The sequence below is a fragment of the Streptomyces sp. NPDC055955 genome, assembly GCF_042270245.1.
In the GTDB taxonomy this organism is placed as follows: Bacteria; Actinomycetota; Actinomycetes; order Streptomycetales; family Streptomycetaceae; genus Streptomyces.
Genome location: NZ_JBHJYS010000008.1, coordinates 385,885 through 397,315 on the forward strand (window position 1 = coordinate 385,885; position 11,431 = coordinate 397,315).

General features: G+C 70.6%; 6 protein-coding genes and 1 pseudogene. 5 read left to right on the forward strand and 2 right to left on the reverse strand.

Annotation, left to right across the window (positions count from 1 at the left end; all coding sequences use genetic code 11):
• Positions 1-208 precede the first annotated feature (208 nt).
• Together ACFC96_RS19295 and ACFC96_RS19300 are read left to right on the forward strand one after the other, a co-directional pair.
• On the forward strand, positions 209-2,269 hold the full coding sequence (locus ACFC96_RS19295; RefSeq protein WP_376613261.1) for a M4 family metallopeptidase: 2,061 nt from the start codon (positions 209-211) through the stop codon (positions 2,267-2,269).
• Between the two features lie 301 nt (positions 2,270-2,570).
• Positions 2,571-4,154 (forward strand): M4 family metallopeptidase, encoded by a 1,584-nt coding sequence (locus ACFC96_RS19300; protein WP_376613263.1) that lies wholly within the window; start codon positions 2,571-2,573, stop codon positions 4,152-4,154.
• Positions 4,155-4,210: 56 nt separating this feature from the next.
• On the opposite strand, the gene ACFC96_RS19305 is transcribed toward ACFC96_RS19300, so the two are convergent.
• Both ACFC96_RS19305 and glgP read right to left on the reverse strand, forming a co-directional pair.
• A complete protein-coding gene (locus ACFC96_RS19305) occupies positions 4,211-4,732 on the reverse strand; it encodes a GNAT family N-acetyltransferase (RefSeq protein WP_376259421.1) in 522 nt (173 codons plus the stop codon).
• A gap of 61 nt (positions 4,733-4,793) precedes the next feature.
• Positions 4,794-7,406 (reverse strand): alpha-glucan family phosphorylase, encoded by a 2,613-nt coding sequence (gene glgP, locus ACFC96_RS19310; protein WP_376259423.1) that lies wholly within the window; start codon positions 7,404-7,406, stop codon positions 4,794-4,796.
• Between the two features lie 437 nt (positions 7,407-7,843).
• Here glgP and ACFC96_RS19315 point away from each other — a divergent pair.
• The 3 genes and pseudogenes from ACFC96_RS19315 to ACFC96_RS19325 form a co-directional block, all read left to right on the forward strand.
• Positions 7,844-8,086, forward strand: a pseudogene (locus ACFC96_RS19315) (S8 family serine peptidase); the annotation flags it as partial.
• Positions 8,087-8,349: 263 nt separating this feature from the next.
• Positions 8,350-10,476 carry an alpha-1,4-glucan--maltose-1-phosphate maltosyltransferase gene (locus tag ACFC96_RS19320; RefSeq protein ID WP_376613265.1) on the forward strand — a complete coding sequence of 709 codons (2,127 nt, stop codon included), beginning with the start codon at positions 8,350-8,352 and terminating at the stop codon, positions 10,474-10,476.
• Positions 10,473-11,431, forward strand: a 959-nt coding sequence (locus tag ACFC96_RS19325) for an alpha-amylase family glycosyl hydrolase (protein WP_376613267.1), incomplete at its 3' end; no start/stop codon positions are given. The genes ACFC96_RS19320 and ACFC96_RS19325, both read left to right, overlap by 4 nt.

The following is an 11,431-nucleotide window of genomic DNA, read 5'->3' on the forward strand; positions in this document are numbered from 1 at the left end:
ACCGGCGGGTCCCGTTCGTGAACTGCAGCACGACCTGTTGTGCCCAGATGTGCCCAGTTGTGCCCGGCTTCGCAGTTCCACCTCGTACCACCTCGTACCGCCCTGCACTGCCTTGTTCTGCCTTGTTCTGCCGTGTTCTGCCCGGACGGTCATTCGCCGTCCGGTCTTCCCCGGCCGCGCGATCCGCGGCCCGCAGAAGGAGTCAGCCTTGAGATCGTCCGACACCTCCCACAGATCCGCCTCCCGCAAGCGAGCGACCGCCTACGGCGCGCTCGCGGCAGCCACCGCCCTGCTCGCCGGTGCCGTCCAGGCGGGCGCCACGGCCTCGGCGGACGTCCAGCCGGCCGCGGCGGCCGCCAAGGCCGTCGCGAAGGGCGCCGACCCCGGCGCCCTCCCGGTGAAGCTCTCCCCCGCCAAGCGCGCGGAGCTGCTGCGCGAGGCCAACTCCACCAAGGCGGACACCGCCAAGGACCTCGGCCTCGGCGCCAAGGAGAAGCTCGTCGTACGGGACGTCCTCCAGGACCGTGACGGCACGACGCACACCCGCTACGAGCGCACCTACGACGGGCTGCCCGTCCTCGGCGGCGACCTGGTCGTCGACACCGCCAAGTCTGGGAAGACCGAGGGCGTGACGCGCGCCTCGAAGTCGGCGCTCAAGGGCGTCGCCACCACCGCGGCGGTCGAGCCGGCCGCCGCGGAGCGGCAGGCGGTCAAGGCCGCGGCGGCCGACGGGTCGAAGAAGACCGGGGCGGACCGCGCGCCGCGCAAGGTCGTGTGGATGGCGCAGGGCAAGCCGACCCTCGCGTACGAGACCGTGGTCGGCGGCCTCCAGGAGGACGGCACGCCGAACCAGTTGCACGTCGTCACCGACGCGGCGACAGGCAAGAAGCTGTACGAGTGGCAGGGCATCGAGAACGGCACGGGCAACACGCAGTACAGCGGCACCGTGACGCTCGGCACGGCCCTGTCCGGATCGTCGTACACGCTCAACGACACCGGGCGCGGCGGGCACAAGACGTACAACCTGAACCACGGCTCGTCCGGCACCGGGACGCTCTACTCGGGCGCGGACGACGTGTGGGGCAACGGCAGCGCCTCGAACACCGAGACCGCGGCCGCGGACGCGCACTACGGCGCGGCGGAGACCTGGGACTACTACAAGAACGTGCAGGGCCGCACCGGTATCCGCGGTGACGGTGTCGCCGCGTACTCGCGGGTCCACTACGGCAACGCGTACGTCAACGCGTTCTGGGACGACAGCTGCTTCTGCATGACGTACGGCGACGGCTCGGGCAACCTCAAGCCCCTCACCGCGATCGACGTGGCGGGCCACGAGATGACCCACGGCGTCACCGCCGCGACGGCCGGTCTCAACTACAGCGGTGAGTCCGGCGGTCTGAACGAGGCCACGTCCGACATCTTCGGCACCGCGGTCGAGTTCTACGCCAACAACGCCAGTGACGTCGGCGACTACCTCATCGGCGAGAAGATCGACATCAACGGCGACGGCACCCCGCTGCGCTACATGGACAAGCCGAGCAAGGACGGCGCGTCCAAGGACTCCTGGTACTCCGGCCTCGGCAACCTCGACGTGCACTACTCGTCGGGTCCCGCCAACCACTTCTTCTACCTGCTCAGCGAGGGCAGCGGCGCCAAGGTCATCAACGGCGTCAGCTACAACTCGCCGACCGCGGACGGCCTTCCGGTCACCGGCATCGGCCGCGCCAAGGCCGAGCTGATCTGGTTCAAGGCGCTCACCACGAAGTTCACCTCGACCACGAACTACGCGGCCGCGCGCACCGGCACGCTCGCGGTCGCCGGTGAGCTCTACGGCACCACGAGCACCGAGTACAAGGCCGTGCAGGACGCCTGGGCCGGCATAGCCGTCGGCTCGCGCTCCGGTGGCGGCGGCGGTGGTGGTACGTCGTTCGAGAACACGACCGACGTCGCGATACCGGACGCCGGCGCCGCGGTCACCTCGTCGATCGCCGTGACCGGCCGTACGGGCAACGCGCCGAGCAACCTCTCGGTCGCCGTGGACATCGTGCACACCTGGCGCGGTGACCTGGTCATCGACCTGGTGGCCCCGGACGGGTCCACGTACCGCCTGAAGAACTCCAGCGGCAGCGACTCGGCGGACAACGTCAACGCGACCTACACGGTCAACGCGTCCTCCGAGGTGGCCAACGGCACCTGGAAGCTGAAGGTCCAGGACGTGGCCGCGCAGGACACCGGCTACATCAACAGCTGGAAGCTCACCTTCCCGTAAACCGCACGCGGAGGTGCCCCAAGGCCGACCGAGACATGTTCGGCCCGCACGGTCTGGGCGCGTCGCCCCGGGTGAGTGAACTCCCCGGGACGGCGCGCCCGTTCATGTTCCGTTCGCAATCCGTACACGGGACATCGCTCAACGGACGATTTCCGGCCAACCTGCGATCTCCCTCCTGACATGTACAAGCCTCAACTGGCACGCTTCCCCCACGCACCACAGGCAACACAGGCAACACGCCACTGAGCACAGCCCAGTTCAGCACCACACAGCTCTCTTACCCCACACACAAGGAGCTTGCGTGACCCCCCACATAGCGCGCTTCACCAAGAAGCGTTCGACTCTGGCCATCGCCACCGCCGTTGCCGCCGGAGCCCTGCTGACCGCCGGAATGACCACCGGCGCGTCCGCGCAGCCGGCGGCCGACGCGACGCCGGGCGGCGCGCCCATGAAGCTCTCGGGCGCTGCCCGCGCCGGCCTCCTCCAGGACGCCGACGCGAAGAAGGCCGAGACGGCGAAGGAGCTGAAGCTCGGCTCCAAGGAGAAGCTCGTCGTCCGTGACGTGGTCAAGGACCGCGACGGCGCGACGCACACCCGCTACGAGCGCACCTACGACGGACTCCCGGTCCTCGGCGGCGACCTGGTCGTCCACGAGTCCAAGTCCGGCAAGTCCGAGGGCGTCACCCGCGCGACCTCGAAGAGAATCGCAGTGACGACGGCCTCCGCCTCCCTCAAGGCCGCCCCCGAGGGCGCCCGCAAGGTGGTCTGGGCGGCGTCGGGCACCCCGCGCCTCGCCTACGAGAAGGTCGTCACCGGCACGCAGAAGGACGGCACGCCGCGCAAGCTGCACGTCGTCACGGATGCCGCGACCGGCAAGAAGATCTTCGAGTGGGACGCGATCCACACCGGCGCCGGCGAGAGCCAGTACAGCGGCAGCGTGACGGTCGGATCCACCAAGTCCGGCTCCTCGTACGCCCTCACGGACGCGGAGCGCGGCGGCCACAGCACGTACGACCTCAAGCACGGGTCGTCCGGCAAGGGCACGCTGTTCACCGACGCGGACGACAAGTGGGGCGACGGCACCACCGACGACGCGGCCACGGCCGCGGTCGACGCCGCCTACGGCGCCCAGGTGACGTGGGACTACTACAAGGACGTCCACGGCCGCAGCGGCATCAACGGCGACGGCAAGGGCGCGTACTCGCGGGTCCACTACGGCAACGCGTACGTCAACGCGTTCTGGGACGACAGCTGCTTCTGCATGACGTACGGCGACGGCGAGGGCGACAAGAAGCCCCTGACGTCGATCGACGTGGCGGGCCACGAGATGACCCACGGCGTCACCGCCGCGACCGCGGGCCTCGTCTACAGCGGTGAGTCCGGCGGTCTGAACGAGGCCACGTCCGACATCTTCGGCACCGCGGTCGAGTTCCACGCGAACAACGCCAAGGACGTCGGCGACTACCTCATCGGCGAGAAGATCGACATCAACGGCGACGGCACCCCGCTGCGCTACATGGACAAGCCGAGCAAGGACGGCGCGTCCCTGGACAACTGGAAGAGCGGCGCGGGCAACGTCGACGTGCACTACTCGTCGGGCATCGCGAACCACTTCTTCTACCTGCTGTCGGAGGGCAGCGGGAAGAAGGAGATCAACGGGGTCTCGTACGACTCCCCGACCGCGGACGGCCAGCCGGCCACGGGTATCGGCCGCGACAAGGCCGAGAAGATCTGGTTCAAGGCCCTGACGTCGTACTTCACGACGAACACGGACTACGCGGGCGCGCGCAAGGGCACGCTGAGCGCGGCGTCCGACCTGTACGGCGCCGACTCGGCGGAGTACAAGGCGGTCGACCGCGCGTGGGCCGCGGTCAACGTCAAGTGACCTAGCACGTAGGCAGGTCGGGGGCGGCGCCGGTTGCGGTGCCGCCCCTTCGCGCGTCAGCCCTCGTATTCCGTGAGGTCGATCTCGTGCACCTGGAGCGGGTGGCCGTGCTTCGGGTGCACGAACTCGTGCCCCTCCGTCATGCCCAGCTTGCGGGCGATGTTCTCCGAACCCGTGTCGCCCGGCCGGATCAGGGCGACGACCCGGTCGACGCCGCGGTCCTGGAGGGCGAACTCCAAGGTGGCCTGGGCGGCCTCGGAGGCATAGCCCTGGCCCCAGAACTGGCGGCCGAGCCACCAGTTGATCTCAATGCCGGGCTGGAGCTCGGACACGGAGAGGCCGACGACGCCGGCCAGCTCGCCGGAGGCGAGGAGTTCGACGGCGAACGGGCCGAAGCCCTCCTCGTCCCACTCCTCCTCCCAGCGCTCGATGTCCTCGGCCGTCCGCTCCAGGTCGCGCGGCCCGCCGTCGCCGACCCGGCGCATGACCTCCGGGTCCGCCTGGATCTCGGACAGGGGCACGAGGTCGTCGTCGGACCAGCGGCGGAGCAGGAGACGGGGCGTCTGGATCTCGGTCATGGGTCCATCTTCGCCGAGACCCACGACGCCGCCGACCATCCGGCCGCCCTCCCACACGTCCTCAGCGCATGAGCACCCCCGCGGCCTCCGCGATCGCCTCCGAGGGGACGGTCACCAGGCCCGTCTCGGCCGGTGAGGCGAGCAGTCGGTGGGCGGGCAGGATACGGACCGTGTAGCCGTAGGGGCCCGTCCGGTCGAGGGAGAGCGGGCCCTCGTACGCCCAGCGGCCGTCCAGATCCGGGCCGCCGGCAGGTTTCAGGGCCACCGTCGTCGCGTCGGTGATGCGGTCGTCGGAGTCGACGCGGCCGGCCACCGCCTGGACCTCGACGTCCTCGGGGCCGAGCTCGTCGAGCGCCACCCGCACACGCAGCACCAGCGTCGCGCCGAGCTCGGCCGAGGCCGTCGACGCCTCCACATGGTCGACGGCCACGCGTGGCCAGGACGCGCGGACCGTGGACTTCCACCGGGCGAGTTCGCGCGCCGCGTCGGGGGTGAGGGCGCGGCCGGAGCGGGCCGCGGGGGCGTACAGCTTCTCGACGTACTCGCGGACCATGCGTCCGGCGAGGACCTTCGGGCCCAGGTGCGTGAGGGTGCGGCGGACCATCTCGATCCAGCGGTCGGGCAGCCCCTCGGGGCCGCGCTCGTAGAAGCGGGGCGCGACCCTGCGCTCGACCAGGTCGTACAGGGCCGCGGCCTCCAGGTCGTCGCGCCGCTGCTCGTCGGTCGCGGCGCCGTCCGCGGTGGGGATCGCCCAGCCGAAGTCGGGCGTGAACCACTCGTCCCACCAGCCGTCGAGGACGGAGAGGTTGAGGCAGCCGTTCAGGGCGGCCTTCATGCCGGACGTCCCGCAGGCCTCCAGGGGACGCAGCGGATTGTTGAGCCAGATGTCGCAGCCGGGGTAGAGCTTCTGCGCCATGGCCATGCCGTAGTCCGGCAGGAACACGATGCGGTGGCGCACCCTTGGGTCGTCGGTGAAGCGCACCAGTTCCTGCACGAGGCGCTTGCCGCCGTCGTCGGCCGGGTGCGCCTTGCCCGCGACGACGATCTGGACGGGCCGGTCCGGGTCGAGGAGGAGGCGCCTGAGGCGGTCCGGGTCGCGCAGCATCAGGGTGAGCCGCTTGTAGGAGGGGACGCGGCGGGCGAAGCCGATGGTGAGGACGTCGGGGTCGAGCACCCCGTCGATCCAGCCGAGTTCCGCCGCGCCCGCGCCGCGCTGGCGCCAGGACGCGGCGAGGCGCTCGCGGACCTCGTCCACGAGGCGGCCGCGCAGCTCGCGGCGCAGCTCCCAGATCTCCCGGTCGGCGATCTCGGCGACGGCGTCCCAGCGGTCCGAGCTGCCGACGGCCAGGGCCTCCAGGGTGCGCTGCTCGCCGAGGTGGCGGGTGCCGAGCCGCAGGACCTCGGGGGCCACCCAGGTCGGGGCGTGCACGCCGTTGGTGACGGAGGTGATGGGAACCTCCTCCGGGTCGAAGCCCGGCCACAGGCCCGAGAACATCTCGCGGCTGACCCTGCCGTGCAGGGTGGACACGCCGTTGGCGCGCTGGGCGAGGCGCAGGCCCATCACGGCCATGTTGAAGACGTTCGGGTCGCCGCCCGCGTACGTCTCCGTGCCGAGGCCGAGGATGCGTGCGGCGTCGATGCCGGGGAGTTCGGCGCCGGGCCCGAAGTGGCGGGCGACGAGTTCCCGGTCGAAGCGGTCGATACCGGCCGGGACGGGGGTGTGCGTCGTGAAGACGGTCCCGGCGCGTACGGCTTCGATGGCGGCGTCGAAGTCCACGCCGCGTGCGGCGAGCTCGTGGATCCGCTCGACCCCGAGGAATCCGGCGTGTCCCTCGTTGGTGTGGAACACCTCGGGCTCGGGGTGGCCGGTGAGGCGGCAGTACGCGCGCACGGCCCGTACCCCGCCGATGCCGAGCAGCATCTCCTGGAGGAGCCGGTGCTCGCTGCCGCCGCCGTAGAGCCGGTCGGTGACATTGCGTTCGCCGGGGCCGTTCTCCTCGACGTCCGAGTCGAGGAGAAGCAGGGGCACGCGGCCGACCTGCGCCTGCCAGACGCGGGCGAGCAGCCGGCCGCCGCCGGGCAGGGCGAGCGCGACACGGCAGTCGGTGCCGTCCGGTTCGCGCAACAGGGTGAGCGGCAGTTCGTGCGGGTCGAGGACGGGATAGTGCTCCTGCTGCCAGCCGTCCCTGGACAGGGACTGCCGGAAGTAGCCGTGCCGGTAGAGGAGCCCTACGCCGATCAGCGGCACCCCGAGGTCGCTGGCCGCCTTGAGGTGGTCCCCGGCGAGGATGCCGAGGCCGCCGGAGTACTGCGGCAGCGCGGCGGTGATGCCGAACTCGGGGGAGAAGTATCCGACGGCGGCGGGCAGGCCACCGCTCTGCTTCTGGTACCAGCGGTCGCCCTCCACATAGGATCTGAGGTCGTCCGCGGCCTCGCCGAGCAGACTCAGGAACCCCTCGTCGGCCGCGAGTTCGGCGAGCCGCGCGTGCGGCACGGCGCCGAGGAGCCGCACCGGGTCCCCGTCGGACGCGGCCCAGCGCCCGGGGTCCACGGCACGGAAGAGGTCGCGCGTCCCGCTGTGCCAGGACCAGCGCAGGTTACGGGCCAGCTCGTGGAGGGGGGCGAGGGGCTCGGGCAGGACGGGACGAACGGTGAATCGACGGATGGCCTTCACGTTCTCACCTCTGTAGGGGGACGCGGCGGGCATACGCGCACACGTGCGAGGAGGACGCGCTCCGTCGCGCGGCCTCCGGCTGTCACTTCCGACGGTACGGCCACCCGGCTCCGGCTACCACGGCGCACGGAGTCGCGTCGGCACCTGTTTCACGGGCATCTCGCCCCATCGCAGGGGTCCTTGCCCAGGAACCGGCCGGTGCGCCGGTCGTACGCCATGAGGATGACCCGGTACGTCGCGCCGATCCCGGTCGCGCTGCGCCGCCGACCGCGTACCGGGGCCGGAGAAGGTCCTTCTTCGCCTCGACCTTCACCGCGACCGTCACCCTTCACCCGTCCCCCGTCCCCCGTCCCCCGTCCCCCGCGGACGATCTGGCCGATTCCGCCCCCCATGCGGTCTTGTAGGGCCTCGCGCCGCACGAGAGGCTGCCACACGGTGTGCGTGGACTCCCGGCCGTCAGGGCCGGCGCGCCGACTTCTCGAACCGGGGGCACCGGGCTCGACCTGTCCGCCCCCGGCGTCGACATCGCCTCGGCGTCTACCGCGAGCGACACGGGGAAGGCGACCTGTTCCGGGACGTCGACGGCGTCGCGGCACGCGGCGGGAGCCGCCGCGCCGTACCTGTCCGACCACAGCTCGGCCACGTCGGCGACGGTGCGCCGGGCGCTGACGAAGCGCGCGGCGACAGGCCCGGGCACGGACACGCCGCCCGGCTCGCCGAACAAGGTGCTCCAGGTCAACAACCGTCGAGAGAAGGGTGAGTCCATGGTCCGGCCCCCTCGTCCGCGGCGGGACCGGACGTGTCTGTGCGCTTACGCGCGAGTAGTTAACAAAGCGCCGGATTGCCCGCCCTGCGACGGTGGAAGGCTCCCCCGGTACACACTGCGCGACCCTCTTCCTCACCCCCGTTTCCGCAAACCGAACCCCCGCGGTCAGGAGCGGTCATGCCCGCACAGATTCCCTCGCCGAAGCCGCACACGGACCCGGCGAAGTCGTCGGCCAGAGGCGCGAAAGCGCAGAAACCACCGGGCCGGCGGCGCCCACCGGCCACCACCACCGCCACCACACTCGGGCGGATCCCCGTCCTGGACGTCCAGCCCCTCGTGGACCACGGCCGCAGGCCCGCCAAGGCGGTGGCGGGCGAGTCCTTCCAGGTCAGCGCGACGGTCTTCCGCGAGGGCCACGACGCGGTCGCCGCGAACGTGGTGCTCCGCTCCCCGCGCGGCCGCACGGGCCCCTGGACCCCGATGCGCGAGCTGGCCCCCGGCACCGACCGCTGGGGCGCGCAGGTCACGCCCACGTCGGAGGGCCGCTGGACCTACACCGTCGAGGCGTGGAGCGACCCCGTCACCACGTGGCGCCACCACGCGCAGATCAAGGTCCCGGCGGGCATCGACACCGAACTCGTCCTGGAGGAGGGCGCGTTGCTGCACGAGCGCGCCGCCGAGGGCGTGCCGCAGCGCAAGGGGCGCGAGACCGTGCTGCGCGCCGCCGCCGCGCTCCGGGACACCGCGCGCCCCGCCGCGGCTCGCCTGGCCGCCGCGCTCACGCCGAAGGTCGACGAGGTCCTCGCCCGCCACCCGTTGCGCGAGCTGGTCACCAGCTCCGACCCGCTGCCGCTCCTCGTGGAGCGCGAGCGCGCGCTGTACGGAGCGTGGTACGAGTTCTTCCCGCGCTCGGAGGGCGCGATCGTGCGCGAGGGGGAACCGCCGGTCTCCGGCACGTTCCACACCGCGGCGAAGCGTCTGCCGGCCATCGCCGCGATGGGCTTCGACGTCCTCTATCTGCCGCCGGTCCACCCCATCGGCACCACGTACCGCAAGGGTCCCGACAACTCGCTCTCCCCGGGGCCGCACGACGTGGGTGTCCCCTGGGCGATCGGCTCCCCGGAGGGCGGTCACGACGCGATCCACCCCGACCTCGGCACCCTCGACGACTTCGACGCGTTCGTGCGCCGGGCCGCGGACCTGGGCCTGGAGATCGCCCTCGACTTCGCGCTCCAGTGTTCGCCGGACCATCCGTGGGTGGAGAAGCACCCCGAGTGGTTCCACCACCGGCCGGACGGCACGATCGCGTACGCGGAGAACCCGCCGAAGAAGTACCAGGACATCTACCCGATCGCCTTCGACCGGGACATGCCCGGCCTGATCGCCGAGACGACCCGCGTCCTGCGTTTCTGGATGGACCACGGTGTGCGCATCTTCCGCGTCGACAACCCGCACACCAAGCCCGTCGTGTTCTGGGAACGGGTCATCAGGGAGGTCAACCGCACCGACCCCGACGTGATCTTCCTGGCCGAGGCGTTCACGCGCCCCGCGATGATGCGCGCCCTCGCGCAGGCCGGCTTCCAGCAGTCGTACACGTACTTCACCTGGCGCAACTCGAAGCAGGAACTCACCGAATACACGACGGAGTTGGCGAAGGAAACGGCCGCGTACATGCGCCCGAACTTCTTCGTCAACACCCCGGACATCCTGCACGCCTACCTTCAGAACGGCGGGCGTCCCGCGTTCGAGGTGCGCGCGGTCCTGGCCGCCACGCTCTCGCCGACCTGGGGCGTCTACAGCGGATACGAACTGTGTGAAAACGCCCCGCTACGCCCCGGTAGCGAGGAGTATCTCCATTCGGAGAAGTACGAACTACGGCCGCGCGACTGGGAGTCGGCCGAGCAGGAGGGGCGTTCGATCGCGCCTCTCATCACCCGGCTCAACGACATCAGGCGCCGCAGCCCCGCCCTGCGCCGGCTGCGTGACGTGCATTTCCATCACACGGACAAGGACACGGTGATCGCGTACTCCAAGTCGGTCGCAGGCGCGCACGGTTCGAACACGGTTCTGGTGGTCGCCAACCTCGATCCCCACCACACCCAGGAGGCGACGGTGTCGTTGGACATGCCGCAACTGGGACTCGGCTGGCACGAGTCCGCGCCGGTGCGCGACGAGCTCACCGGTGAGACCTACCACTGGGGCAGGGCCAACTACGTGCGCCTCGAGCCGGGCCGCGCGCCCGCGCACATCCTCACCGTCCTGCGACCGTCCTCACCGTCGATCGGAGGGTCACCCACACCATGACCGTCAACGAACCCGTCCCGGACACCTTCGAGGACACCCCCGCCAAGGACCGGGATCCCGACTGGTTCAAACGTGCCGTCTTCTACGAGGTCCTCGTCCGCTCCTTCCAGGACAGCAACGGCGACGGCGTGGGCGACCTCAAGGGCATCACCGCGAAACTGGACTATCTCCAGTGGCTCGGCGTGGACTGCCTGTGGTTGCCGCCGTTCTTCAAGTCACCTCTACGAGACGGTGGTTACGACGTCTCCGACTACACGGCGGTCCTGCCGGAGTTCGGCGACCTGGCCGACTTCGTGGAGTTCGTCGACGCCGCGCACCAGCGCGGGATGCGCGTGATCATCGACTTCGTCATGAACCACACGAGCGATCAGCACGAGTGGTTCCAGGAGTCCCGAAAGGATCCCACCGGCCCCTACGGCGACTACTACGTCTGGGCCGACGACGACAAGCAGTACGAGGACGCGCGGATCATCTTCGTCGACACCGAGGCGTCGAACTGGACGTTCGACCCGGTGCGCAAGCAGTACTACTGGCACCGCTTCTTCTCCCACCAGCCGGACCTCAACTACGAGAACCCGCGCGTCCAGGAGGAGATCCTCGCCGCCCTGCGCTTCTGGCTGGACCTGGGCATCGACGGCTTCCGGCTCGACGCGGTGCCCTATCTCTACGCGGAGGAGGGGACCAACTGCGAGAACCTGCCGGCGACGCACGAGCTCCTCAAGCGGGTCCGCAAGGAGATCGACGCGCACTATCCGGACACGGTGCTGCTCGCCGAGGCCAACCAGTGGCCCGAGGACGTGGTCGACTACTTCGGCGACTACGCCTCCGGCGGCGACGAGTGCCACATGGCGTTCCACTTTCCCGTCATGCCACGCATCTTCATGGCCGTGCGCAGGGAGTCGCGCTACCCGGTCTCGGAAATCCTGGCCAAGACCCCCGCCATCCCGTCGAGCTG